The following is a 24396-nucleotide window of genomic DNA, read 5'->3' as shown; positions in this document are numbered from 1 at the left end:
TGTTTCCTTATCCAGTTTTGAGGGTTCACCTCAAACTTTATATTGATGTGGTGGTGAAGGCGAAGAGGTCACACCTGTTCCCATGCCGAACACAGTAGTTAAGCTCTTCAGCGCCGATGGTAGTCGGGTTTACCCCCGTGAGAGTAGGACGCTGCCACGTCACACAAAACCTTCAGGATTGTCCTGGAGGTTTTTTTGTATAGAAAAACGTATGTTTCATTTCTATTGATTGGTACGTTTAGATTTGATAGAGTATAGAATTATTGGTTGTTATTACCATATTAATGAGGGGAAGGAGGAGGTAGAGCGTGAAGCTGTACGGGGCATTAATGGCACTTAGCTTGATATGGGGGTTATCCTTTGTCTTTATTGAGGTCCTTATACCTGTTGCGGGAGTATGGGGGACTGTGTTTCTGAGGTGTATGGCCGGCGCCGCCGTCCTTCTTCCGCTGTTTCTTTATCGATGGTGGAAGGGGAAGCGGCCGGCTGTTCTTCCGTGGAAGCGTCTCATCGTTGTCGGTTTGTTCAATGCCGGACTTCCGTGGGGACTGATTGCTCTAAGTCAGACATCACTGACAAGCAATATGGCTGCTGTATTAAATGCCTCTACACCCATTCTGACAGGAGTGGCAGGATTTCTGTTGTTTTCTGTCCGTCTGCATTGGAGACAGTGGGGAGGTATTATGATCGGCTTTGCAGGTATCATCCTGTTAACCGGGTTTCGCCCCGGAGAGATTACAGGGGAGCGTTTCATCGGAGTCGGTACAATGCTTTTAGCGGCTTCCTGCTACGGGTTTGTATCCCATTTCACCAAAAGGTATCTTCAAGGGACAGACGTCGTCCTGCTGGCTTTAGCCGGTCTGTTGGTCGGAGCCGCTTCCGGTGCGCTCGGAATGTTCTGGCTCGATCCGGCCAGCTGGGGAAATGTCATCGATCTGGACCTTCAATCCATACTGGCTGTCATCGGTCTTGGATGTCTCGGATCAGGGGCGGCTCACCTTCTCTATTATTATATGATTAATCAGGCTGGGGCCGAGTTTGCGAGTATGGTCACCTACCTTGTCCCTGTCACCGCCTTGATTTGGGGTCGTGTACTTTTGGGGGAAGCTGTTACGCCCAACCTTATATACGGCCTGTTGACAATCTTTGCAGGCGTCTACCTGTCTACGAAGAGAAAAGGTCACAGCCAACAGCTTCCATCTGTAAAAGCTGGATAACGTGGAAAGAGCTTTCTGTGTGATAGAATAAAATCAATCATGCTGTGCTGAGGAGAAATGTTTATGAATCGCTGGGACTCCACACCGGTCATCCGATTCTTTGGAGGCCGTAAAACATTATTTCTATTAGGTATTCTACTAATGATCGGATTGAATATCCTGGTCTTTTCAAATGTATGGTTTATATTCGAGCCCGTTGCCGTATTTGTGAAAACCGTAGCGCTCCCGCTCATCTTGTCTGTTGTTGTCTATTATCTGCTCCGGCCGGTGATTAACTTACTGGAGAAGTGGAAAATCAAACGCATTTGGGGTATTGTCTTAACGCTGCTCGTTCTCATCGGGTTAATTACGCTGGTGATCGTTTTGATCATACCTTTCCTGGAAAAACAGTTGATCAGTCTTTCGGAAGAACTTCCACGCTATGTCGTCGACTTAATATCATCGATGGATGAGTGGCTGAAGAATTCTTATTTCTCCGCATACTACACCAATATGTTTCAGGATGTAGATGGGATGATCAACCAAGTACCGGACTACATATCATCCTATGCCACGCAGACAGTGGAAGGGATCACAAGTATCATATCTACAGTCACCAGTGTCGTTGTAGCCATTGTGACTCTTCCCTTCATCTTGTTTTACTTATTAAAAGACGGTCATAAGCTGCCCGGAGTCATGATCCGTCTGTTTCCGCCTAAAGCGCGCCCGGAGGTATCAAGTGTATTCAAAGGGATTGATCATCAGTTAAGTGCCTATATTCAAGGGCAGATCATCGTGAGTTTCTGCATCGGTGTCATGATGTATATCGGATTTTTGATCATCGGACTGGATTACGCCCTGCTGTTGGCTGCAATCGCCAGTGTCACGAGCGTAGTCCCTTACTTAGGGCCGGTAATTGCAATCACGCCGGCGTTAATCATATCTATTGTGACTTCCCCGTTCATGGTGCTGAAGCTTGTCTTCGTCTGGACGGTTGTGCAGTTGTTGGAAGGAAAATTCATTTCTCCCCAGATCATGGGGAAAAGCCTGCACATCCATCCAGTCACGATTATCTTCGTCCTGCTTACGGCCGGTCACCTTTTTGGAATCATTGGAATCATCCTGGCCATCCCGGGCTATGCCATTTTAAAGGTGTTTGTTTCTCACTTTTTCCACTGGTTCCAGCGCCGGTATAACCGCTTTGTTGAAGAAAAAGATCAATACGAAATGGATTAAAAGAGGAAGCGGGGCCCCGCTTCCTCTTTTTTTGCTGATATTCCGTTGTCTTCCGGTGCCTCCAGGAGTTCCCGGTTTCACTCGCTCAACTCTTCTCCAATTGTATTTCCTTAAGCCGCTGACGCTGTTCCTCCGGCCACCAGGCACCACAGTCTGCGGAAACGACACAAGCAGCGCATGTGTCCAGGTCATATACTTTCATGCCCCGAATCGGTGGGGAGTATAAATGAAGGGTGACAAGATCATTTTCTCCGCTGCGTCCCATTTTATGAATCCCCTTTTTTGGAGCAAACATTGTCCGTCCTTTTTCCTTGTATTCTGTAAAAAGGGGTTCAGGGAGCTTTTCACTTCCTCCTTTATAGATGGTTTGTTTCGTTTCCCCGTTCATAACGAGTATCCAGCCGGAAGATTCTCCATGATCGTGAGGGGCACATTCAATGTCTGCCCAATTCATCACAATCATCTCCACATGTTCATCCTCATAGATCATCTGGCGGTAGTACGGTTTACCGTCAGGATCCTTTAGGTAGGGATCCAGCTCCTCAAGTGTAATGTCACATTCAAGCAGTCTTTTTTTCAATGATGCCGGAGAGTGATCTGTCAGCGTACGAAAAGCGTTTTGCACCCGTTCTTCCATGTGCATCACGGTTTCCTCCTTTATTTTCTTTTTTGATGTTGGGCCAGCAGAACCCCTGTTAAAATGAATAGACCACCAATGACTGATGTGGCTGCCAGCTTTTCATGAAGGAGAAGCATGGCGGCGGACAATGTGGCCAGGGGTTCCAAATACATAAACACAGACACTTGGGAGGCGGGTAGAATTTCATGTGCTTTCGCCCAGTACCAGTAGGCCACAGCGGAAACGAAAATACCCAGAAACAACAGGTGGGCCCAATGGCTCAATTCCAAGGCAGCCAGCTGAGTCAACCCTTGGTTTCTGATGAAAATAGGCAGGGTCAGCAGACAGCCGATGATGCTCATATAAAAGGTTAGGACGATGGAAGGGAGAGGGACAGCCAGCTTCTTCAAAAGTACCGAATAGACCGCCCAGTTCAGAGTGCTTAAAATCATAAGCAGATACCCCATGCTCAAAGAAAGCTTGATAAAAGATCCTTCCCCTCCGGAGGTGATAAGAAGCACACCGAGAACAGCTGTAATGATTCCTGTTGTTTTTTTCAGACTTAGAGGTTCGTGTAGAAAGATGAATGATAAAGCAATCGTGAAAATGGGTGAAAAAGAAATGAGCCATCCGGCATCGGAGGCCTGGATGGATAAAAGGGCGGTCGCCTGAATCAACTGATGGACGTAAACCCCCAGAATGCCGAGAACGAGGAGATGGGGCAGATGAGTTATGCGTACTTTTAAGGGGTAGCGGAAGACGACAATCATACAGAATAAAAATAGAGCTCCAATTCCAAAGCGTAGAACAAGCAGGGAGTACGGGTCTATTTTTTCGAGCACCGCCTTGGTCGAAACAAAAGAAATTCCCCAGAAAGTGATGGACAACAGGGCATACAGGGATGCACTCATTTTAGCTGGAGCATTCATATACCTGAATCCTTTCTATAAGTCCGCTGCTTTTACTATATGCATAGAAAGGACAGGCATGTCAGACACCCTGATCCTCCTTTATTTTACCAAAAGACTTGGTGAGCTTAAGTCCTTCGACAAAGAGTGCAGGAAAGAGACAAAAAAACTCCTCGTGAGAGAGGAGTTAAAAGATCCAGTATGTGAAAAAAGCCAGCAGGATGGAGACGAAAATCAATATCACCGTCGGTTTTAATGCTCTGTCCCGAACATCTCTGAGACTGACACTCAGCCCTAAGCCGACCATCGACATCGTCAGCAGGAAGGACGTGAGAGTGAGCAGGTTGTTCATGACAGGATCGGGAATGGTGATATACGTACCTTCGACATAACTTCCGAACAGACTCATGACGATAAATCCCAGCAGAAACCAGGGGAACGTGATGGATCCTTGGTTTTCTCCTTTGCTCCGGAGCTTCATGACCCAGAGAAGCAGAAGACTCACAGGGACAAGGAGAAACACGCGTGCCAGCTTTGCGAGAAAGGCCATGCCCAGCCCATCCGCTCCTGCCGGTTCACCGGCCAGGGCAACATTGGCGATTTCGTGCAGGCTGAGACCGGCCCACATGCCATAGGCGTCTGCATCCAGAGGAAGGATCGGCCGGATAATGGTGAAGCCAATCGCAAAGAGCGTACCGACAATCGATATAATTCCGGCACTTACGGCTGTATCCTCTTCCTTAGCATGAATGATCGGCGACACGGCTGCGATTGCTGAGGCCCCGCAGATGCCGGTGCCGATTCCGAGCAGGGTCATAAGCGAAAGGTCGGCTTTAAACATTTTAGCTGCAAGGACCATGAATCCTACTGCAAAAATGATGACGAGGACACTCTTCCATAAGAGGGGAAGTCCTTCATTGACGATCATGTTCATATTCAGACGGAGGCCGAATAAGATGATGGCCAGCCGAAGCAGTTTTTTCGCTGCGAATTGAATACCGCTTTTCATTTGTTCGGGATAACCAAAATAATGCCGGTAGAGGACAGCCAGCAGAATGGCGGCAGCTAAAGGTCCGATCTGACTGACTCCAGGAAGCTGGGCAGCCAGAAAACCGGCCGCTGATAATAAGGCTGTGAATGCAATGCCAGAAAGAAGTGGCTGTTTATATATCGTTGATGTAATCATGTTCATGATGATGCTCCTTTCTATTCCTTCCTTATCATAAGTGGCTGTTGATTATTAGTAAAATAAAACTTTATAATGTTAACAATAGGATTTAATAATAATAGGAGGGTCATCATGGATTTTGAATCATTGAAAACGCTCATCACGGTGATCGATGAGAAAAGCTTTACAAAAGCTTCTCAACTGCTCCGGCTTTCACAGCCCACAGTAAGCTCCCACATCCGGCATCTGGAAGAAGAATTCAATACCGTGCTGATTGACCGGTCACCGAAACGTTTTGATGTCACACCGACAGGCGAGATGGTGTATAAGAGAGCCAGACAGGTTCTCGGGGTAATGGATAAAGCCAGAAAAGAAGTGCTGCAGTATCATGAACAGATGAAAGGGACGGTGAAAATAGGAGCGAGTTATACTGTAGGGGAATACATTCTTCCTTCCCTTCTCCGGGCGTATGACCAGGAGTTTCCTGAAGTGGACCTTCAGGTGACCATTGCCAATTCTGAGAGAATCAACAGAGAAGTTCAGCTTCATTCCCTGGACATAGGGCTTGTTGAAGGGCGCGTGGCTGATCAGGGATTGTCTTCTTTCCCTTTTATGAAGGATAAGATGGTCGTCATCGTGCCGGATGAGCACCCGATTCGCAGATGTGAAACGCTGGCGTTCGAGGACCTGCAGGATCACACGTGGATTATCCGGGAAGAGGGATCCGGTACAAGGGCGATGATGGAATCGATGCTGGAGTCGTACAATATCCGTCCGCGAAAGACGATTACAATCGGGAGCAATCATGGAGTCGTTCAGGGGGTAAAGGAAGGGCTGGGGCTTTCCTTTATTTCAGAGACGGTCGTGACCCATACAGCTGCCGAGCACCTGATTATGCCCCTTCCTTATATTCAGCCGACCACCCGTTATTTTTCAGTCGTCACTCCGATGAGTGAAGAGGAAATCACGGAACAGGTGCAGGCGTTTATCGGAAAGGTGAGGGAGTTATTTCAATTGTCATAAAACCTTAACGTCACAGCATGACCATTTTGTTATGATGGAAGGGAGAGAGATTTGGTGCAGATAAGAAAGATGGGGAACAACGATACAGAAGAAGTCATCCGCTTGATGGTTGATGCGATTATGGACATTCCGCAGGACGTGTATACGGATGAACAGAAAAAAGCATGGGCCGGGGCCGTTTCATTGAATGAAAGCTTGTCTGGAAGGCTGCTGAACGGGTTCACCCTGCTTGCCTTGGAAGAGGGTCAGGTCATTGCAATGGCTTCCTTAGCCGGTGGGGAATGTATTGATTTCCTATATGTCAGGCCGGATGACCAGCGGACAGGAACAGCATCCATCCTTTTGGAACAGTTGGAAAGAGAGGCTGAATCCATGGGGGCGGTGCGCCTCCATACAGAAGCCAGTTTTGCTGCCGTTCCTTTCTTCATGAAGCACGGTTATGAGAAGGTCCGCCATCAAGAGAAGACACTGAACGGAACGGTTATAAAAAATGTTCGAATGTGTAAAAAGGTGCATATCTGATTTAAGACAAGGGTATGGTTCATTGTAAGTCAAGTGAAACGTTTTGCGATGGGAGACGTATATAAAGCAATAAGTAGATTGTCGTCAGATTTCCTGCCAAATCTTATTTCATACTGAGGTGAAAACATGCAGAGACTGGACCAGATCGTCGATTATTTGAAGACACTGGGGATCGAGGTTGAAAAAGTGTACCGTACACCGAAGGAAGAGACAAGATAACCGTACTTAACTTATACATGACAAAGGTATGCTTTTAATCAAGCATACCTTTTTTTATGATCAGGCCGTCCTCTGGTTTGTAACCGCTTGAAAATCTGGATGACGGGACTGGATATGTGCCCACAAAATACCGGCACCAGCCGGAAGAAGCAGCCATAGGAACACAAAGGAAACACCGGAAGTGGAAGCAATGGCTCCGAATAACGGCCCACTGAGGACAACAGAAGACTGGTTGGCGAGCATACGCAGACTGGAGAGTCTTCCGTGGAAAGCCGGATCCGACGCCATCTGCTGAACCGATTGAAGTAAAGCACGAATGCATGATGTGCCGAAACCGATAAGGAAAAAACCTATAAAAGCGGGCCATACGTTGTTAGTCAGGCTGACGAAGAGCAGACCACATGAAGTAACGGCAAAGGCCCAGACCGCTAAGCTGTTTTTGAATAGTTTCCACCACCACGTCCCCAGCAGCCCGGCAGCCATACCTCCAATCGAAAACACCGCATCAAGCAGTCCGTAGAGGAAAGCCCCCTGCAGCAGGTGGGCACTGGTATAAACGCTTAAAAAGCCAAGAGAAGTATGAAAGGTCAGCTGACCGATCATTAAGAGAAAGAACAAACCGTAAAACAGCGGGTGGTGATGGACATAACGGAAGCCTTCCTTCATATCCAGAAAAAATGAAAGGTGTTTCCGCTGTTCTTTTCTAAAGGGAGCTTCACCCAGCTGCATCACGGAGAGGGTGGACGCCGTAAACAAGAGAAGGACGACTCCTAAGGAAATCTCCGCAGGAAGAGTCCCTGCCAGAACCCCGCCTCCGCCTGCACCGATCAGGCTGCCTGTGATTGTCGAGGAATTGGACCAGGAGAAGATTTTCGGGAGCGCGTCTTTCGGAAAAATCGCGGCTGTCAGAGCCTGCAGGGCAGGACGGAATAAGGAGCCGGCTGTCTGAAGGAGCATATGGACAAGAATAATCAGCCAGGGGGATTCTGTACCCATGGCAAATGTCGTCCATAGAAATAAGAGGATGAGCACACTGGATGCCCCGGCAGCTACAGCGAGTTTCTTCCGGCTGTACCGATCTACAAGTACTCCAAAGAAAAGGTTGGAGACCATCCCGGGCAGAAAGCCGAAGCTGACAAATAACCCTGTGTACAAAGGGTCGTTCGTCCATTGGAACAAGATCCAGGTTGTCAGCACAAAATACATGGCCCGCCCGCATTCGTATAGAAAATAACTTCCGAGCAGACGGCCGGTTTTCATATGAAGCATGTGATCCCTCCTTTTTTCCCTTTTATCTTACTCGAAGGATAGAGATTTGAATAATATTTAATTATAATAAAAGGTGATAAGAAAAATGGATAGGGGGAACATTCGGTGAGAATGGAAGATTATGATTTGTTAATCCAGCTTCATGAATGTGGTACCATCCGTTCGACAGCAAAAAAAATTCTTCTTTCCCAGCCGGCGATCACTCAGCGATTGAAATACATAGAAGAAGAACTGGGAGGAGCCATTTTCGTCCGCACCTCGAAAAAACTGTGGATCACTCCTTTCGGTGAGCTGGCGCTTGATTCAGCCAGAGAGATCCTGCAAAAGGAAAAGGAGCTCAAAGATAAACTGGCGATGGCAGAAGGGAGAGTGTCCGGCACTCTTTCCATAGGAGCGTCGTCGCTCTACAGCCAGTATTTTCTTCCGGAAATACTCCAGTCGTTTACAAAGATGTATCCTGAGGTAACGATTGATCTGATCACTGGGATCAGCAGTGAAGTCCGTTCGTCGGCGTTCGACAATCATCTATCCATCGTGAGGGGGGAGCCGATTTCCGGATTCGACTCGATCCATTTATTGAATGACCCGCTTTATTTATTCGATCTTTTCCCTCTCCCCCCTGTAACGGAACGGCCGTTTATCGAGTTCAAAACAGACTCGGACTTTACACGTCTTCTTGAGGAGTGGCGGGAAAATCAAAAGGAACTCATCTACAGGCCGACGATGAAGGTCGATCATTTTGAAACCGCTAAACAAATGATGAAACATGGGCTCGGAATGACGGTCCTTCCAGGTAGTATTGCGCACGAGGAAAAGGAAGAGTATGCCTGTCTGCCTCTTGTAAATCAAGAGGGGAATGCTGTCATCAGGGAGACATGGGCATGCGTGAAGCCGGATGTCCGTTCACTTCCACAGGTGGATGCCTTTCTTCAACACCTAAAAAAAAGGAGTGGAAATCATGAATTCTCTGGAAAGCGAGCTGATCGAAATCATTCAGGAGAAAACCCCTCACCTTCTTCCGATCTTTGATCAAGCCGATCATTATTTTTCATGTTATTACATAGGAGCGGGAGCACTTGTGCAGAGTGTATGGAATGAAAAGCACGGATTCGACCCAGCGTATGGGATTGGAGACGCGGATTTGATCTATTTTGATCCAGAAGGAACATTGGAAGAGGAGCGGCAGTTGGAAAGGGACATGCGAAAGCAGCTTTCCCGTCACCCTTTTGAAATGGACGTAACGAACGAGGCGCTCGTTCATTTATGGTATGAAGATAAATTCGATATTCCCATTGATCCCTATCCGTCCCTCGAAGCAGCCGTGGACACATGGCCGACGACAGCGTCCTCACTCGCTGTCCAAAGAAGAGCACCAGGAACCTTCGATATTTATGCCCCTTTTGGTTTGGAGGATTTATTCAGCTTAATTGTCCGGCCGAACAAGCGGCTGATCCCGGAGGAAGTCTATTTGAAAAAGGCAGCGAAATGGAAAAAGCGCTGGCCGAAACTTACTATTTTACCTTGGGAATAGGTGGAAGTGAACAGATTAACTTGCAAGGGGTTTGTCATTCATTTTATTATAATAGTATTCATTCCATTTTAAAGGGAGCTGGATGACCGTGAATGAACTTTCGTTTGCTAGATTAGAAGAAATCCAACAAAATGAATTCATAAAAGCTGCGATCGACCGCGTGGGTGCGGGTGTCGTGATTTCGGATCCGGAGCAGGAAGATAATCCGATGATTTACTGTAATAAAGGATTTGAAGAACTGACTGGATATAAAGCTGAGGAAATTCTCGGACGCAACTGCCGTTTTCTTCAGGGAGAAGACACGAGCGAAAGTCAGGTTGAACGCATCAGAGAAGGGCTGGACAGCAAAGAGCCGATCCTCCTGGAGATTAAAAACTACCGGAAGGACGGGAAACCGTTCTGGAACGAGCTGCAAATTTTCCCGGTGTACATTTCTCAGATGGATCAGACTTATTTTGTAGGGGTTCAGAAAGACGTGACCCAGCGCAGGGAGCAGGAGGAATTGATTGGTCACTATCTTTCTGAAGTGAAGCGTCTGTCCACTCCAATTGTGCCTGTGGAAGACAACATTTCTGTTCTTCCGCTCGTTGGAACGGTGGATGATGAACGGCTGCAGCAGATGTTGGAAGCGGTCAGTCATCACGTGAAAGAAACAAAGGAAGATTATCTCATCATGGATATGTCAGCGGTTCATTCCTATAATGAAGCGATACATATGGGGATTTACCAAATGAATCAGCTTCTGGACTTGATGGGGACGACGCTGGTCATCACAGGCATTAAGCCGACCTTTGCGATCCAAAGTGCTCCCTATGCGGACTTCAGTGAACTGTCGCTGCAGACCTATGCCTCTGTGAAACAGGCGTTGAAACAAATTCCCAGAAGGAAATGATCAAAGCACCGATCTGATGCATTCAGACGGTGCTTTTTTATGTGGAGGGAGAGTGCTTGGTGAGCGAATCATTTCCTGTCCTCCGGTATATCCATTACGATGTAGAGGAGAATTCGGATCGAGGAACCTGGATGTCTGCTCATAAAGAGCACGATTCTGGTTGACTCTATTGGAGTACGAATTCACAAATGCGATAAGAAGAGAGGGAAGATGGTATGTATATTATTCATGCTGTATTTGAAGTGGCTCCTGATAAGGAACATGGCTTTCTGGAGGAAATCCGCCCACTGATTCAGGCATCCAGAGAAGAAGAGGGAAATGTCTCTTATGATCTGGTTAAGGATATGGAGAAAGAAAACACCTACAAAATGGTGGAAGTGTGGCAGAATGGGGAAGCCGTAGAGAAGCATAATCAAAGTGAGCATTTCCAGGCGTTTGTCGGAAAAGCTTCTGAATTTTTAGCTGCTCCTCTGTCCATTAAGATATATGAAGGTGAAGAAGTAAACCAAGGATAAACAGAAGCCCGGCTGAAGACAGCCGGGTTTTTTACATACAAAGAGGAGACGGGAATGATTTATGAAGAGGCGGGGTATGTTGAAAAGAGAATCAAAAGAAGCGCCGCGTTGGCTTCATTCCGAGTTGTCAGGTATGATTTAATTATAGATTACGAACCGGGAGTGGATTGGAATGACAGGTATGATTGAAACGTGGATTAAAAACGAACGTCAGGAACGTCTTTTTCAAAAAGCCGCAGCGATTGCCGATGAAGCAAAAAAACACATCCAGGAAACCGATCAGCAGGCAGCCTTTTCTCCGCAAACGCTGCAGGTAATAAAGGAAGAGGGGTACCCGTCCCTCGCTCTCCCCCCTCAAGATGGCGGAGAAGGTCTTTCCCTGTATGAGCTGCTGCTGCTTCAGGAAAAAATTGCAGAAGGCGATGGTTCCGTCGCTTTGTCCATCGGCTGGCACATGGGAACGATGATGGAACTATCGCAGGAGGAGTTATGGGAGCCCGCCTCTTACAACAGACTTGTCCAGGAAGTCGTCTCCAGTCAGAAAGTCGTCAACCGGGCAGCTACAGAACCGGCAACCGGGAGCCCGACGCGCGGAGGAATCCCTGAGACGACCGCAGTGAAAAGGGACGGCCGCTATGTCCTCAGCGGACGAAAGTCCTTTACGTCAATGGCTGAGCATCTGGATTATTACATTGTATCCGCCTATGTGGAAGACAAAGACAGTGTCGGATGGTTTATGATCGACCGCCACCAGCCCGGCCTTTCTGTGGAACAGACGTGGGATACACTCGGTATGAGAGGGACAGCCAGTCATGATTTGGTCATGAACGAAGTAGAGTTGAATGAAGATGACCTCGTCGAATTAAAACAGGAGGGAAAGCCGTCTCCAAAAGGGTGGCTGCTTCATATTCCTGCTTGTTACTTAGGCATTGCTGTAGCTGCACGCAATGATGCCGTGGCTTTTGCGAAGGAATTTCAGCCGAACAGTCTCGATAAACCAATCGCAGAAGTTCCTCACATCAAGGATAAAATCGGAGAGATGGAATGGAAGCTGATGCAGGCACATGCCTACCTTTACAGTGTGGCGCGTAAATGGGATGAAGAACCGGAAAAGAGAAAACACATGGGTCCTGACTTGGGCGCTGTGAAGCTTGCGGTTACCAACACAGCAAATGAAGTGGTGGATCTCGCCATGCGGATTGCAGGCGGCCGCGGGCTGTCCAAGACTTATCCGTTTGAGAAATATTACCGTGATGTACGTGCCGGGCTGCATAATCCGCCGATGGATGATGCGGTTGTGTCTATGCTCGCCAAGCACGCCGTTTCTGATGATCAATAAAAAAATCCCAAAGCGGCTCTCCGCTTTGGGATTTTTTTATTATTGTTCAGCGAGCAGGTCGGCGAAAGCTTTCGCATAAGGAGGAAGATCCGGCGGACGTCTTGCGGACACGATGTGGGCGTCCTGGACGACCGCTTCGTCCACCCAGGTGGCTCCTGCATTTGTCATGTCATCTTTAATGCCGGGTGTACTCGTTACCGTTCGTCCTTCCAGAATACCTGCAGAAATCAGTACCCAGCCGGCGTGGCAGATCTGACCGATCGGCTTTTCATGTTCATCCATATGCCGGACCATATCGAGAACTTTGTCATATCTGCGGAGCTTGTCGGGAGACCACCCGCCGGGGACGAGAATTCCGTCATAATCAGAAGGGTCGATTTCATCAAAAGCGAAATCAGATACGGCAGGAACACCGTATTTCCCTGGGTACTCCTCGCCGGCTTTTTCACCGACAAGATGAACCTCAGCTCCTTCCTCCTGCAGACGGAGAAGCGGGTACCATAATTCCAAGTCTTCAAAATCCTTGCTTACAAGAGCGATGATTTTCTTATCTGCTAAACGCATAGACTACCTCCTCCGATTTAATTCCTCTTCATTTTATCAAACCGCTGCGCTGGTTTCGAATCCTGCGAACACGCCAGTACCCACCAAATGAGCACAGGCTGAAAAAGCGGGCGGATCCAGAGAGCGGCCGGACTTGCTTCCTCCGACCATGGAGCCGGTATTGAATAGATGGCTGCGTAGATATTGGCAGGGAGCACAGCAATCAAGAAGACGGCTGTAGCGAGACCGGCGGCTTTTCTCGTCTGCGGGAAAACCAAGAGCAGCGACAGCAGCCATTCGGTGATGCCGGACATGTAAACAATTTCAAGCTTCAGCGGCACCCATTGCGGAAGCATTCTGGCAAATCCGTGGTCGTAGATGAAATGAGTGATTCCTGCGTAGAACAAAGCGGCAGCAAAAATATAAAGGCCGATTTTTCGTATCATGGCATGGTCACGCTCCTTTAAAAATATCAGTGGTTTTGAAACCTTTTTTCCCTCTCGGACGTCTATGTAAAAGACCCGTTTGAGAATGCGGGTATACTAGTAAGGTGATTCCGCCTCGTTGTATGAGAAGGAATCAACCATGATTAAGGGGTCGACGTTATGAAAAAACTGACAAGTATCTGGATGATGGCTCTGCTTCTCTTTTCTGTTTGGGCGGTGCCTCTGGAAAGTTACGCCTCTACAGGTGACCAGGGCATCAATGAAAAGCTGGGACTGCCGATCGTTGTCTACGGTGAAGCCCTGTCAGAAGCGCAGAAATCTGAGGTGGCGGACTTACTCAAGGTGGACCAGCATGAACAGGTCGACGAGTTTTCGGTCAACGGACAGGATCTGAATGAGTACATCGGTGGTAATCCAAATTCGAATATGTATTCTTCTGTGAAAATCCTTCATAAGGACAACGGAGAAGGATTGTCCATTGAAATCGTTACACAAGATAACATAACACAGGTGACAAAAGAAATGTATACGAATGCTCTCCTCACTGCCGGCGTCGAAAACGCTGAAGTGCTGGTGGCTTCCTCTGTGAAAGTTAGTGGACATTCCGCTCTTACAGGGATCTACAAAGCGTATGATGCCAAAGGAGTGAAACTGGATGAGAGCCGTATGAAAGTCGCGAGCGATGAACTGGATATTGCAACAGATATTGCAGAAGAAGAGGGGATCGATCAGGATAAAGTCAGCGAACTGCTGACGGAAATCAAGAAAGCCATTGCTGAGCAGGATCCAGCAACGAAGGAAGAGGTCGAGCAGATTGTTCAGGAGCAGCTGCAGACGCTGAACATCGAACTGAGTGAAGAAGACCGCCAGCGATTGACGGATTTGTTTGATCAAATGAGAAATTTGAATATCAATTTCGATCAAGTGAAAAACCAACTGGATGATCTGACGGGCAGTATCCAGGATATCATTAATGATGATGGGTTCTGGAGCAGCTTCCGCAGTGCCGTTCAAAGCTTCTTCCAGTCTTTGAAGAACTTCATAAGCTCCTTGTTCAATTAAGCCGGTTCTCCGGCTTTTATATCGGTGGATGCCTGCCGAAAGAAAAGCCGCTCTCCCTATGAGGAGAACGGCTTCTTGTTTTATGAATCCACGGCAGTTTTCGTATCTTCGACAATCTGTTCGAAAGGAACGTCGGTGTCCCCTTTATATTTTTTCAGGACTTTCCCGTCTTCTCCTACTAAATAAAAGGATGTGCCGTGGGTGACCTGGTCATTGCCCTCCGTTTTTAAAACAGAGGCTTTGAAGCTTTCCCGTGCAAAGTCTTGAATCTCTTCCTGGGTATATTCCGTCAAAAATGTCCAGTTGGATTCATCCACGCCGTATTTGCTTCCGAACTCCTTCAGCTTATCTGGTGTGTCGACGGTCGGGTCTACACTGAATGAGACACTATGTACATCGATGCCTTCTTCTTTCAACATTTCTTTCACTTTCACCATGTTTCTTGTCATAGGCGGGCAGACTGTGTTGCAGTTGGTGAAAATGAAGTCCGCAAGCCATACTTCGCCTTCCAGTTCATCAGTGGAAAAAGATTCCCCATTCTGGGTGGTCCCTTCGAATGATTGGATCTCCCAGTCCAATGTATCTTCCAGTTCGCTGGATCCACAGGCCGCTAGTATAAGGGCGAGGCTGAGCAATCCGCCTAAGAGTAACAAGCGCTTCATAGGTTTCTCCTTCCAGGTTATAAAGTCTCTTCTAGTTTACGACCGCCTTAAACAACGTGTCAATCGGCTGAGGGACTGTTCTTAAATTGGACAAATATACCTGCTTGTATAACCCTTTCAGTCCAGGGAATCCTAAGGGTCCATGATATTCGATCAGGGAGTGACAGGGTATGCCTTATTATACGGACAGCCATTCCGGAAAAGCATTGTTTTATGAGGATTCAGGGGAAGGGCAGCCGGTCGTTTTCATCCATCCGCCGGGAATGGGACGGATGGTGTTTAAAATGCAGCACGAGCTGGCAGCAAAGTACCGCATCCTTCTACCGGATTTGAGTGGGAACGGAGATTCTGATGTGGTAACACACTCCCCTGACATTACCTGGTATGCCCGGGAGGTGATCAGTCTGCTGGATCATCTCCAGCTGGAATCTGCGGTCATCGCCGGTTATTCATGTGGAGGAATGGTGGCTCAGGAGACGGCTTTAACCTACCCTGAGCGAGCCAGAGCAGTCATTCTTGCAGGAGGATTTCCAAAAGTTGAAACCGGCGGGCTTCGTTTTGAGTTCCACGGGGGGATGTACTGGGTGGAGAAAAGTCCTGAAACCCTCGCTAAGTTGTTAAGTCATTCTCATTTTAAGGATGAAAAACTGAAGCGGGAGCTGAATGAACATATGGCGAAGTCGGATCATGAAGCATGGCATGCCTTTTATGACCGGGCACTTCATTATGACTGCAGCCACCGGCTGGAGAACTTACGCCAGCCGCTGCTTCTCGTTTATGGAAGCAAAGAGTTCTGGATCAGTGAACACAGTCATTTTTATCAGGCGTGTCCGCAGGCGAAGATGGTCGTCATCGAGGACGCCTATCATCAGACACCTGCGACTCACTATGACCGCTTCAATGAAGCCGCATCTCAATTCATAGACGCATTATAAAAGCAGAGGCTGTGCCTCTGCTTTCAGCTTGCTGGAAAGATATTTTTTCATCTCGTGGTCATGCTCCTGTAGCGTGTAGGTGGTCACGTTCCGCTTATCGGTGGGTGCTTGCCGCGGGCACGGCCTCAGCTAACTTGGTCAAAAAAACCCATTTGACCAAGTGGATCTTCGGCTCGCGCTGTTCCCGCAGGCGTCACTACCGAACGCTCCTCGTGCCGATGCCTGTGGAAAGACAGCTTTATCCTATGATAAAAGAGAACGTTGAGCATAGCTCCTTCGCGGTTTCAAAAGAACAGTACAAGCTGCGTTTCTGCCGCCTGTGTGAGAAAAATCCTATCCATGACCAAGTATTGATGACCACTCCTTTGGAGTCACTAGAAAAAGGTTTCTCTACAAGCTGAAAGATATTTTTTCATCCCGGGGTCATACTCCTATAGCGTGTAGGTGGTCACGTTCCGCTTATCGGTGGGTGCTTGGCGCGGGCACGGCCTCAGCTGACTTGGTCAAGAAAACCATTGGACCAAGTGGATCTTCAGTTCGCGTTGTTTCCGCAGGCGTCACCACCGAACGCTCCACGCGACCTCTTTCATCATCTCAATCATGGGAACAAAGTACGTTCTCCTATGGACGTTTGTGCGCAAAGAGAATGTTCAGAGTTCCTGGATACATATAAAAACCCGAAGGTAAAGCTGTGCCTCTGCTTTCTTATTGGGGTTTTAAATCAAATGTCGTGTCGACTTCTTTTCCATACACCATCTGGTTGACGGTAATAGTGAGCGTCGAGGCTTCCTGGAAGTTGTGGGTTGGGAAAGATATTGTGGCCATCCCATCTGTGCCTGCATAATCGGCCTGGACTTCCTGGCCGTTATCTCCCAGAACAGAAACGAAAGAAGAAGGTTCTTCCTGCCCATTTTCTGATGCAGGAAGGGGATGAAAGGATTCTCCGACCAGCTTTTCGTTTTGGTGGTAGTCGTGCGGGCTGTAGCTCAATTCCAAGCTCATGTGCTGGTCACTTGTTGTTTCCACGCTGTCCAGGTAAATATCCGTTTGGCGCGCTTCTCCGATTTTTTCGCTGATCCGTGTAGAAGTAGACGCGTTCAAGTCCATATGGTCTATATCTACAGTAAACGAATAAGAGGCATCTTCCTTAAGGTGGATATCTTCTACAACAAGCGTAAGCTCTTCAGGAATCTCTCCTAATGGTTGAAACCGCCCTTCATAAGTGCCGGCGTTCTTTTCCTGATCATAACCGAGAAATACCGGGATCTTCTCGCCTGTGTCCATCTTAAAATAGGAATTCATCGTATGATTGAACACATCATCTTCATCTTCGATGGCCATTCTCACTTTTCCATAGGATGCTCGGATCTGGACTTCTTCGGGTTCAATGACAAGACTATCTTTTTCGTAGGTCCCGGTGGTGGTGAATGTTTTCAAGATATTCGCGTCCTCATTGTATACATAAGAAACAGGTGCGGCTTCTGTTTCATAGGTCTCCCCGTCAATTTGAAACGTCAGGGATGTCGGAACAGTCCGGTTAACCTCTTCAACTTTCGTCTCAAAATCATTGAGTTCCCAAGGGTCATTGACCGGAGGGGTGGAGACTGCTCCATACAGGCGGTTTTCGTAGATCACAGCTTCCTGGTTACCGACCCCTTCCTGCCTGAGGTCCAATGTCTGGGCACCGTTATCCTCTGTTGCTTCCATATGGATGGAATGCAGCGACGGCATATTCCCAATCCCCTCCGTTTCCTTCGTCTTAGAAACGAGGGCAGATAAATCGATACGGTACAAGAAGTGGATGAATTGTTCCCCATGCCATACTTCGTAAATCTGAGCTCTGCCGTCACGACCCGGCAGCGAAGCCGAAGTTTCAGTTGTTGTGGTCAGCCCTTCTTCCCGTGCAAGGGCCAGGCCGGGGATGCGCCCCTCAAAGAACTCATTCAGAAGCTCCTCGGACTCGACTTCGTTCCAGCTGCCTGGAACGTTCTCCATATCGACCGGTTTTGCTTTCCTATGTAAGGAGCTGTCTTCTTTGTGAACCAATTTGACGGAGTCCTGGGAGCCAGTATAGAGGTATGTCCCTCCGGCAAAGAGGATCAGCACAGCACCAATGATGATCCATTTTTTTGTGTTTTCCCGCATGATGGTTTCATCCTTTCCTCCTACGTGTCACGCTCCCTTCCATACTAACAGAATTTTCTATATTTTTGAGAGATCAAAAAAAACCCGCGGATCAACGCAGGTTATTTCTCTTCATCGGAATAATGGTGGAGAAGGGAATCTCCTTCCGAATGGTTGTGGTCTTCCTGTAAAGCTTCCGGGGGTTCATGGGAAAATGCCTGATTAAATTTTGCTGAACGGTTGAAGGCTTCTGCTGCCTCATTCGATTGTTCGACACGCCCGCGCCGGGTTTTCTTTTCATTTTCACTCATCGTCCCACCTCCTTTTGTTTAAGATTTCCTCCTTGCTGTAAAATTAAACTTCTGGATATCATAGATAGTAATTACAGGGAAATCCGTACATAGGGAGAGGAGCTTCAAAGATGGAGGAATTGCTGGATATTTTTAATGAAAAGGAAGAAAAAAAGGGTGTCAAGGCACGAGGGGACGTTCACAGAGATGGAGACTGGCACGAAACGTTTCACTGCTGGTTTGTAAGGAAAATCGATTCAAAATGGCATGTCCTGCTTCAGAAAAGAGCCTTTGATAAAGAAGATTATCCCGGATTGTATGATATAACGGCAGCCGGACACCTCGAAGCAGGAGAGGGATTGATCGAGGGAGGACTGCGCGAAATCCAGGAAGAATTGGGGCTGTCACTGGAACGTTCTGCTTTAACATCAGCCGGATATGTAAGGGAGGAATTGATTGGGAAAGACAAGGTGGACCGGGAAATCTGCCGGTTGTTTTTCTATCATTGGCCTGGTGGGGATCTACCGGTCGGAGTTGAAGTGGCTGACGTACTTGCCATCCCTCTGGACCAGTTGTCCTCCTTGATGACCGGAGACAGGGAAGTGGCTGCAGGTGTTTCGATTTGCACCGGAGAAAAAGAAAGGATGAAGGTGGAATCATTTGTTCCTCATACCCCTGCCTATCAAAGTCACTTGCTGAAGGCTTTGTCTGAATATGTCGAAAAACTTTGACAATAACACCTCTCCATCGATATAATTTTTGATTAAGTGATCAGAAAGGAGTCGACGAATGACACATCCAAGCTTTGAAACAAAAATTGTCCACCATAAACAGGATCAGTCACAGGTGCATAACAGCAAGACGACACCGATTTATCAGACATCCGCCTTTACGTTCAAGGACCTCGACCATCTGGAAAGTTACTATGAAGGGGAAAGTCCATACTTATATACAAGAGAAAAAAATCCAAATACCGATGAACTTGCGGGAACGGTTGCTGAGCTCGAAGGTGCCCCATCTGGAGTCGCTTCCTCCTCGGGAATGTCAGCCATCCTTGCAGGAATTCTGGCGGCTGTTGAACCCGGAGGCCATATTGTAGCTGCAGAAGATGTGTATGGAGGTACGCACAAACTCCTGACTAAAGAACTGCCCTCCTTCGGAATCGACGTCACCACGGTATCCTTTAACGATTTGGACGAGGTGGAGAAATTCATCCAGCCTCATACACATCTGCTTTATACAGAATCGATTTCCAACCCGTTCCTACGCGTGGAAGACTTGAAGGGTCTAAGCAGTCTCGCTCAAAAACACGGCTTAAAGACGATGGTGGATAACACTTTCGCCACCCCCTATCTTGTCCAGCCCTATGAGTATGGAGTGGACCTTGTTGTGCACAGTGCTACGAAATACATAGGTGGTCATAGTGATGTCACGTGCGGTGTTCTGGTCGGTTCGGAAGCATTGATTTCCAAAGCATCCCAGAAAATCGTGACCCTCGGTGCGAATTTAAGTCCATTTGAAGCATGGTTGACCCAGAGAGGGGCCAAAACACTTGCCCTCCGGATGAAACAGCAGTCTGCGAATGCAAAGAGTGTCGCAGAGGCTCTTCGGGAGCATAATGGGGTCAAAAAGGTGTTTTATCCTGAATACGTATCTGAACGGGGCCATGGAGCGATTGTTACCATCGAGCTCAATGAGAGCGTGGATGTGGAAGCCTTTTTCAAATCTCTTGGATGGATCAAAATTGCGCCGACACTCGCTGGTGTCCAGACGACCGTGTCGTACCCTGTCCGTACGTCACACAGGGCTCTGTCAGAATCAGAACGCGAAAAAATCGGAGTGAACGATTACGTCATCCGCTTATCCATCGGAATTGAGAGCGGTGAAGATATCATTCATCAGCTGAAAAGCACCATCGACACTTCAATAAAATAAAAATTCAGAATGTTATTGACATTAAGGCGGACGGTCAGCTATAATTCTCATCATAATCAAAATTAAATAACTAGTACTCTTATTAAGAGCGGCTGAGGGAATAGGCCCTGTGAAGCCCGGCAACCTTCAAACATCGGTTTGAAAAGGTGCCAAGTCCTACAGATCATGGATCTGGTAGATAAGAGGAGGATATCAGCACGGTCAGCCCTCTTCTTATATGGAAGAGGGCTTTTTGCATGAATAAAGATGCTGAAAGGACTACTTGATTTTAAAACTGATTAAAATGATGTGAATAATAAACTTTAGGAGGACATACAATGACCAACTCTTTTGAAGGATACGATATTGATACCATTTCTCTGCACGGAGGACAGTCACCGGATCCTACGACAGGTTCACGGGCCGTTCCGATTTACCAGACCACATCTTATGTGTTTCATGATACCGATCACGCCCAGAGTCTATTTGCCCTCGATGAACCGGGGAATATTTACTCCCGACTCGGTAATCCGACGGTGGACGTATTTGAAAAACGTATGGCTCTTCTGGAAGGCGGAGTAGCCTCGGTAGCGACGGCTTCAGGCATGTCCGCCATTGCCCTGGCCATTTTGAATGTAGCTGGTGCGGGGGATGAAGTCGTGGCAGCATCCAATTTATACGGCGGAACTTATAATTTATTCGCCAACACTTTACCGCGATATGGCATTAACGTTCATTTTGTTGACCCGGTCGATCCGGAAAATTTCAGACAGGCCATCAATGAGAATACGAAGGCCGTCTTCGCTGAGACCATCGGTAATCCGAGTCTTCACGTGCTTGATTTTGAGAAGGTGTCCGCCATTGCCCATGAGCATCAGATTCCATTGATCGTCGATAACACGTTTGCCACACCTTACACGTGCCGTCCGATTGAACACGGAGCTGACATTGTCGTCCACTCGGCTACGAAATGGATTGGGGGGCATGGAACAGCTATCGGAGGTGTAGTCGTAGACGGCGGGCAGTTTGACTGGGGGAATGGGAAATTCCCTGTTTTTACAGAGCCGGATCCGAGCTACAACGGCATTGTTTATACAGCCGATTTCGGCACGCTCGCCTACATTACAAAACTCAGGGTCCAGCTGCTTCGTGACTTTGGCTCCTGCCTCAGCCCGCAGAACGCTTTCCTTCTGCTGCAGGGACTTGAAACTCTTCACCTTCGTGTTGAACGTCATTCAGATAATGCCCGGGAAGTAGCTGAATACTTGGCGGAACACCCTGATGTGGAATGGGTTTCCTATCCAGGCTTGAGAAACCATCCGGCCCATGAACTGGCCAATCAATATTTAGAGGGCGGCTACGGTTCCATTGTCGTATTTGGAATCAAAGGAGGCAGAGAGGCTGGGAGTCAGGTGATCAACAACATCTCGTTGTGGTCCCATGTCGCCAATGTCGGCGATGCGAAATCTCTGATCATCCACCCGGCGTCCACGACCCACCAGCAGCTTTCCGTCGAAGAGCTTGCGGCGAGTGGGGTGACGGAAGAGCTGATTCGTCTTTCCATCGGACTCGAATCCAGTAAGGATTTAATCAATGACCTTGATCGGGCCATTGCCAAGGCAACAGGCAATGATTCCGGAAAGCGGGCAATCACTGAGAATGATGAAGGTGTCATCAAATGGGCACTCAGCTCTGCGAAGATCACCGAAGAAGGAGAAACACGCCCGAAACGACTGGCTGTCGTCGGCCTCAGTGGAAAGCCTTCCCGTCCGAGTCACCGTCTCGCAAGAAAAATGCAGCGGCTCGGGTATCAGATCGTCCCGGTGAACCCTCGGGAGGAAGAGGTGCTTGGCGAGAAAGCTTACCCGGATTTGAGATCGATCCCATTCAGCATCGACGTCGTCCAAGTGTTCCGCAGCCCTGAGGCCGCCATTGAGATTGCCCGGGAGGCAGCGGACATTCAGCCCGGTGTATTCTGGCTCCAGGAAGGTGTCATTTCTCCAAAAGCAGCGGAAATCGCCAGTGAAGCAGGTCTGGAAGTTGTCCATAACCGTTGTACCTACAAAGAAGCACAGCGGCTGCGCGGAAGCATAGATACGTACGCATGCGAAATTTAAACAAGGGAAGGGGTAAAAAGATGAATTGGAAAAAAGCCATAGCTGTCCTCAGTGCAGCTGCCGCCGTCGGGCTTGCCGGATGTTCAAGTAATGCCGAGGGGCAGGAGGAACAGCCGGATAAGGTGACCCTTGATTATGCCTACTACTCTCTAACCAGTCTGGTCCTGAAAGAAAAGGGATGGGCTGAGGAAGCGTTTGAAGAACAGGGCATCGAAGTGGAATGGGTGCTCAGCCAGGGAAGCAACAAGGCGCTTGAGTTTTTGAATTCAAGCAGCGTTGATTTTGGTTCTACAGCCGGAGCGGCTGCGTTGATGGCTAAAGCGAATAATGCTCCTGTAGAATCCGTCTATCTCTATTCCAAGCCGGAATGGACGGCTTTAGTGACGAATCCGGATTCTGGTATTTCTTCTGTAGAGGATTTGAAAGGGAAGAAAGTTGCTGCCACGCTTGGAACCGACCCTTATATTTTCCTTGTCCGTGCTTTGAAGGACCACGGACTGAGTGTGGATGATATTGAGCTTGTCAATCTGCAGCATCCCGAAGGGGCTTCTGCCTTGAACTCCGGCAATGTCGATGCATGGGCAGGGCTTGACCCCCACATGGCACGTAATGAACTGGAAGCAGGGGCAGAGTTGTTTTACCGTAAGCCTGAATTCAATACGTACGGAACGTTGAACGTTCGTTCTGCGTTTGCGGATGACCATCCTGACGTCGTTAAAGATGTGATTAAAGTCTACGAAAAAGCGCGGGAGTGGACGGTAGAACACCCGGATGAAGCCGCCGAAATTCTGGCCGAGGAAGCCAACCTCGATCTTGAGGTAGCGAAGAAAAGCCTTGATCGCAACGACCTATCGGATCCTGTTCCGGGAGATGCTTTAAAAGAAACGATTCAAGGAGCCGGCACGGTCCTTCAGGAAGAAGAAGTGATCAAACCGGATGTGGATATCGATCAGTTGACGGAAGATCTTGTCCGGCCGGAATTTGCAGAAGAAGTGATTGAATAAGGAGGTTCAACGATGTCCAGTCGAACAGAAGCTGCTGTTTCATCACCAGCTGTGCAGCGAACGAAAATAAAACCGGCTCCTAAAAGGAAGTGGGGAGGGGCTTTGTTAGGACTGGTCCTCCCGGTGCTCATTCTTATTCTCTGGGAAACAGCTTCCCGGGCGGGATGGGTGGCTCCTTACCTGCTTCCTTCTCCAACAGCCGTCGTTGAAGAAATGAGCGGCATGGCACAGGAAGGAGAGTTATGGGGGCACATCAGCATCACCCTTTACCGTGTTTTTGCAGGATTTTTTGCTGGTCTGGCCGCGGCTGTTGTACTGGGAGCGGCTACAGGGTACAGCCGGATCGCCCGTCAGCTGCTTGATCCGATGCTCCAGGCCCTTAGAGCGATCCCATCGCTCGCCTGGGTACCTTTGTTCGTCCTGTGGATCGGCATCGGTGAAGCGTCGAAAATTACGCTTGTCGCTGTAGGGGTGTTTTTCCCTGTGTATTTAAATTTAACGTCGGGCATTCAAGGGGTCGATCGGAAATTGATCGAAGTCGGACGTATCTATCATTTTACGAGCCTGCAGCAGATTAAGAAAGTCATTCTTCCTGCCGCGCTTCCATCTTTCATCGTTGGTCTCAGGAGCGGACTCAGCCTCGGCTGGATGTTCGTAGTGGCGGCCGAGCTGCTTGGTGCCAGCCAGGGACTTGGTTATTTGATGGTGTACGGGCAGAATACGTCTGCCCCCGCCATTGTTATAGGAAGCATCCTTCTCTTTGCCGTTTTCGGCAAGATTACAGATGAGGTATTGAAGAGGATCCAGACGAGAGCATTGAAGTGGCAGGATAATTTAGAAAATGCCTAATAGAAAGGAACGA

At 48.2% G+C, this 24396-nt stretch carries 25 protein-coding genes, 1 rRNA gene and 1 riboswitch; of the genes, 17 read left to right on the top strand and 9 right to left on the bottom strand.

The genetic code is table 11. From position 1 onward, the window contains the following. The first annotated feature begins 46 nt into the window (after positions 1-46). From rrf to H615_RS0120630, 3 genes are all read left to right on the top strand, one after another. A 5S ribosomal RNA gene (rrf, locus tag H615_RS0120640) occupies positions 47-160 on the top strand. A 148-nt stretch (positions 161-308) separates the two neighbouring features. Beyond that, a complete protein-coding gene (locus H615_RS0120635) occupies positions 309-1217 on the top strand; it encodes a DMT family transporter (RefSeq protein ID WP_027956885.1) in 909 nt (302 codons plus the stop codon). Between the two features lie 63 nt (positions 1218-1280). Further along, the gene (locus H615_RS0120630; protein WP_027956884.1) at positions 1281-2432 is read left to right on the top strand and encodes an AI-2E family transporter; all 1152 of its coding nucleotides are present in this window, start codon (positions 1281-1283) and stop codon (positions 2430-2432) included. Between the two features lie 85 nt (positions 2433-2517). Here H615_RS0120630 and H615_RS0120625 read toward each other — a convergent pair whose 3' ends face one another. From H615_RS0120625 to H615_RS0120615, 3 genes are all read right to left on the bottom strand, one after another. Then, positions 2518-3075 carry a cysteine dioxygenase gene (locus H615_RS0120625; protein ID WP_027956883.1) on the bottom strand — a complete coding sequence of 186 codons (558 nt, stop codon included), beginning with the start codon at positions 3073-3075 and terminating at the stop codon, positions 2518-2520. A 14-nt stretch (positions 3076-3089) separates the two neighbouring features. Then, entirely contained in the window at positions 3090-3980 is an 891-nt protein-coding gene (locus H615_RS0120620; RefSeq protein ID WP_027956882.1) for a DMT family transporter, read from the bottom strand. Positions 3981-4146: 166 nt separating this feature from the next. Further along, positions 4147-5151 carry a YeiH family protein gene (locus H615_RS0120615; protein ID WP_027956881.1) on the bottom strand — a complete coding sequence of 335 codons (1005 nt, stop codon included), beginning with the start codon at positions 5149-5151 and terminating at the stop codon, positions 4147-4149. A 108-nt stretch (positions 5152-5259) separates the two neighbouring features. Here H615_RS0120615 and H615_RS0120610 point away from each other — a divergent pair, with 108 nt between their 5' ends. Beyond that, entirely contained in the window at positions 5260-6150 is an 891-nt protein-coding gene (locus H615_RS0120610; protein ID WP_027956880.1) for a LysR substrate-binding domain-containing protein, read from the top strand. A gap of 54 nt (positions 6151-6204) precedes the next feature. Then, complete coding sequence (locus H615_RS21740; RefSeq protein WP_051254795.1) at positions 6205-6672, top strand: GNAT family N-acetyltransferase; 468 nt, start codon at positions 6205-6207, stop codon at positions 6670-6672. Between the two features lie 279 nt (positions 6673-6951). On the opposite strand, the gene H615_RS0120595 is transcribed toward H615_RS21740, so the two are convergent. After that, positions 6952-8160 (bottom strand): MFS transporter, encoded by a 1209-nt coding sequence (locus tag H615_RS0120595; protein WP_027956879.1) that lies wholly within the window; start codon positions 8158-8160, stop codon positions 6952-6954. A 111-nt stretch (positions 8161-8271) separates the two neighbouring features. Between H615_RS0120595 and H615_RS21735 the strand changes: the two genes are divergently transcribed. The 5 genes from H615_RS21735 (at position 8272) to H615_RS0120565 (ending at position 12437) form a co-directional block, all read left to right on the top strand. After that, entirely contained in the window at positions 8272-9189 is a 918-nt protein-coding gene (locus H615_RS21735; protein ID WP_242520509.1) for a LysR family transcriptional regulator, read from the top strand. Beyond that, positions 9119-9691 (top strand): nucleotidyltransferase family protein, encoded by a 573-nt coding sequence (locus H615_RS0120585; protein WP_035532883.1) that lies wholly within the window; start codon positions 9119-9121, stop codon positions 9689-9691. Before H615_RS21735 ends, H615_RS0120585 begins: the two co-directional genes overlap by 71 nt. A gap of 88 nt (positions 9692-9779) precedes the next feature. Further along, positions 9780-10583: a YtvA family blue-light photoreceptor gene (gene ytvA, locus H615_RS0120580; protein WP_051254799.1), complete on the top strand. Its 804-nt coding sequence runs from the start codon at positions 9780-9782 to the stop codon at positions 10581-10583. A gap of 215 nt (positions 10584-10798) precedes the next feature. Then, positions 10799-11098 carry a putative quinol monooxygenase gene (locus H615_RS0120575; RefSeq protein ID WP_027956876.1) on the top strand — a complete coding sequence of 100 codons (300 nt, stop codon included), beginning with the start codon at positions 10799-10801 and terminating at the stop codon, positions 11096-11098. 172 nt (positions 11099-11270) lie between these two features. Further along, a complete protein-coding gene (locus H615_RS0120565; RefSeq protein WP_035532880.1) occupies positions 11271-12437 on the top strand; it encodes an acyl-CoA dehydrogenase family protein in 1167 nt (388 codons plus the stop codon). A gap of 39 nt (positions 12438-12476) precedes the next feature. Here H615_RS0120565 and H615_RS0120560 read toward each other — a convergent pair whose 3' ends face one another. Next, positions 12477-13001, bottom strand: a complete 525-nt coding sequence (locus H615_RS0120560) for a type 1 glutamine amidotransferase domain-containing protein (RefSeq protein ID WP_027956874.1) — start codon at positions 12999-13001, stop codon at positions 12477-12479. Positions 13002-13018: 17 nt separating this feature from the next. Then, positions 13019-13426: a DoxX family protein gene (locus tag H615_RS21730; protein WP_035532877.1), complete on the bottom strand. Its 408-nt coding sequence runs from the start codon at positions 13424-13426 to the stop codon at positions 13019-13021. Between the two features lie 159 nt (positions 13427-13585). Here H615_RS21730 and H615_RS0120550 point away from each other — a divergent pair, with 159 nt between their 5' ends. Beyond that, a complete protein-coding gene (locus tag H615_RS0120550; protein ID WP_027956873.1) occupies positions 13586-14488 on the top strand; it encodes a DUF1002 domain-containing protein in 903 nt (300 codons plus the stop codon). An 80-nt stretch (positions 14489-14568) separates the two neighbouring features. On the opposite strand, the gene H615_RS0120545 is transcribed toward H615_RS0120550, so the two are convergent. Next, positions 14569-15150 carry an SCO family protein gene (locus tag H615_RS0120545; protein WP_027956872.1) on the bottom strand — a complete coding sequence of 194 codons (582 nt, stop codon included), beginning with the start codon at positions 15148-15150 and terminating at the stop codon, positions 14569-14571. A gap of 170 nt (positions 15151-15320) precedes the next feature. Here H615_RS0120545 and H615_RS0120540 point away from each other — a divergent pair, with 170 nt between their 5' ends. Next, on the top strand, positions 15321-16085 hold the full coding sequence (locus tag H615_RS0120540) for an alpha/beta fold hydrolase (protein WP_027956871.1): 765 nt from the start codon (positions 15321-15323) through the stop codon (positions 16083-16085). Between the two features lie 705 nt (positions 16086-16790). On the opposite strand, the gene H615_RS0120535 is transcribed toward H615_RS0120540, so the two are convergent. Both H615_RS0120535 and H615_RS0120530 read right to left on the bottom strand, forming a co-directional pair. Then, positions 16791-18230 (bottom strand): hypothetical protein, encoded by a 1440-nt coding sequence (locus tag H615_RS0120535; protein WP_027956870.1) that lies wholly within the window; start codon positions 18228-18230, stop codon positions 16791-16793. Positions 18231-18331: 101 nt separating this feature from the next. After that, on the bottom strand, positions 18332-18520 hold the full coding sequence (locus H615_RS0120530; protein ID WP_027956869.1) for a hypothetical protein: 189 nt from the start codon (positions 18518-18520) through the stop codon (positions 18332-18334). 110 nt (positions 18521-18630) lie between these two features. Here H615_RS0120530 and H615_RS0120525 point away from each other — a divergent pair, with 110 nt between their 5' ends. The 5 genes from H615_RS0120525 to H615_RS0120505 all read left to right on the top strand — a co-directional run bounded on the left by H615_RS0120525 (position 18631) and on the right by H615_RS0120505 (position 24383). Beyond that, the gene (locus tag H615_RS0120525; RefSeq protein ID WP_027956868.1) at positions 18631-19230 is read left to right on the top strand and encodes an NUDIX hydrolase; all 600 of its coding nucleotides are present in this window, start codon (positions 18631-18633) and stop codon (positions 19228-19230) included. Between the two features lie 58 nt (positions 19231-19288). Continuing rightward, positions 19289-20434, top strand: coding sequence for a trans-sulfuration enzyme family protein (locus H615_RS0120520; RefSeq protein WP_027956867.1), 1146 nt, complete (start codon positions 19289-19291; stop codon positions 20432-20434). A 76-nt stretch (positions 20435-20510) separates the two neighbouring features. Next, positions 20511-20619, top strand: a riboswitch (SAM riboswitch). A gap of 132 nt (positions 20620-20751) precedes the next feature. Further along, positions 20752-22530, top strand: a complete 1779-nt coding sequence (locus H615_RS0120515; protein WP_027956866.1) for a PLP-dependent aspartate aminotransferase family protein — start codon at positions 20752-20754, stop codon at positions 22528-22530. 20 nt (positions 22531-22550) lie between these two features. Continuing rightward, complete coding sequence (locus H615_RS0120510) at positions 22551-23534, top strand: aliphatic sulfonate ABC transporter substrate-binding protein (protein ID WP_035532873.1); 984 nt, start codon at positions 22551-22553, stop codon at positions 23532-23534. A gap of 12 nt (positions 23535-23546) precedes the next feature. Next, a complete protein-coding gene (locus tag H615_RS0120505; RefSeq protein WP_027956864.1) occupies positions 23547-24383 on the top strand; it encodes an ABC transporter permease in 837 nt (278 codons plus the stop codon). The last annotated feature ends 13 nt before the right edge of the window (positions 24384-24396 follow it).

The organism is Halobacillus kuroshimensis DSM 18393 (genome assembly GCF_000425705.1).
GTDB lineage: Bacteria > Bacillota > Bacilli > Bacillales > Halobacillaceae > Halobacillus > Halobacillus kuroshimensis.
The sequence above is the reverse complement of the archived record's forward strand: the minus strand, read 5'-3'. Positions and strand labels throughout refer to the sequence as shown.

What these genes read in the sequence shown, in the direction of transcription:
- H615_RS0120620 (WP_027956882.1), bottom strand. Translation starts at nt 3,980, where the DNA reads ATGAATGCTCCAGCTAAAATGAGTGCATCCCTGTATGCCCTGTTGTCC.
- H615_RS0120610 (WP_027956880.1), top strand. Translation starts at nt 5,260, where the DNA reads ATGGATTTTGAATCATTGAAAACGCTCATCACGGTGATCGATGAGAAA.
- H615_RS0120515 (WP_027956866.1), top strand. Translation starts at nt 20,752, where the DNA reads ATGACCAACTCTTTTGAAGGATACGATATTGATACCATTTCTCTGCAC.
- H615_RS0120565 (WP_035532880.1), top strand. Translation starts at nt 11,271, where the DNA reads ATGACAGGTATGATTGAAACGTGGATTAAAAACGAACGTCAGGAACGT.
- H615_RS0120550 (WP_027956873.1), top strand. Translation starts at nt 13,586, where the DNA reads ATGAAAAAACTGACAAGTATCTGGATGATGGCTCTGCTTCTCTTTTCT.
- H615_RS0120510 (WP_035532873.1), top strand. Translation starts at nt 22,551, where the DNA reads ATGAATTGGAAAAAAGCCATAGCTGTCCTCAGTGCAGCTGCCGCCGTC.
- H615_RS21730 (WP_035532877.1), bottom strand. Translation starts at nt 13,426, where the DNA reads ATGATACGAAAAATCGGCCTTTATATTTTTGCTGCCGCTTTGTTCTAC.
- H615_RS0120630 (WP_027956884.1), top strand. Translation starts at nt 1,281, where the DNA reads ATGAATCGCTGGGACTCCACACCGGTCATCCGATTCTTTGGAGGCCGT.
- H615_RS0120535 (WP_027956870.1), bottom strand. Translation starts at nt 18,230, where the DNA reads ATGCGGGAAAACACAAAAAAATGGATCATCATTGGTGCTGTGCTGATC.
- H615_RS0120625 (WP_027956883.1), bottom strand. Translation starts at nt 3,075, where the DNA reads ATGCACATGGAAGAACGGGTGCAAAACGCTTTTCGTACGCTGACAGAT.
- H615_RS0120585 (WP_035532883.1), top strand. Translation starts at nt 9,119, where the DNA reads ATGAATTCTCTGGAAAGCGAGCTGATCGAAATCATTCAGGAGAAAACC.
- H615_RS0120615 (WP_027956881.1), bottom strand. Translation starts at nt 5,151, where the DNA reads ATGAACATGATTACATCAACGATATATAAACAGCCACTTCTTTCTGGC.
- H615_RS0120525 (WP_027956868.1), top strand. Translation starts at nt 18,631, where the DNA reads ATGGAGGAATTGCTGGATATTTTTAATGAAAAGGAAGAAAAAAAGGGT.
- H615_RS0120530 (WP_027956869.1), bottom strand. Translation starts at nt 18,520, where the DNA reads ATGAGTGAAAATGAAAAGAAAACCCGGCGCGGGCGTGTCGAACAATCG.
- H615_RS0120540 (WP_027956871.1), top strand. Translation starts at nt 15,321, where the DNA reads ATGCCTTATTATACGGACAGCCATTCCGGAAAAGCATTGTTTTATGAG.
- H615_RS0120595 (WP_027956879.1), bottom strand. Translation starts at nt 8,160, where the DNA reads ATGCTTCATATGAAAACCGGCCGTCTGCTCGGAAGTTATTTTCTATAC.
- H615_RS0120560 (WP_027956874.1), bottom strand. Translation starts at nt 13,001, where the DNA reads ATGCGTTTAGCAGATAAGAAAATCATCGCTCTTGTAAGCAAGGATTTT.
- H615_RS0120505 (WP_027956864.1), top strand. Translation starts at nt 23,547, where the DNA reads ATGTCCAGTCGAACAGAAGCTGCTGTTTCATCACCAGCTGTGCAGCGA.
- H615_RS0120575 (WP_027956876.1), top strand. Translation starts at nt 10,799, where the DNA reads ATGTATATTATTCATGCTGTATTTGAAGTGGCTCCTGATAAGGAACAT.
- H615_RS0120545 (WP_027956872.1), bottom strand. Translation starts at nt 15,150, where the DNA reads ATGAAGCGCTTGTTACTCTTAGGCGGATTGCTCAGCCTCGCCCTTATA.
- H615_RS21735 (WP_242520509.1), top strand. Translation starts at nt 8,272, where the DNA reads ATGGAAGATTATGATTTGTTAATCCAGCTTCATGAATGTGGTACCATC.
- H615_RS0120520 (WP_027956867.1), top strand. Translation starts at nt 19,289, where the DNA reads ATGACACATCCAAGCTTTGAAACAAAAATTGTCCACCATAAACAGGAT.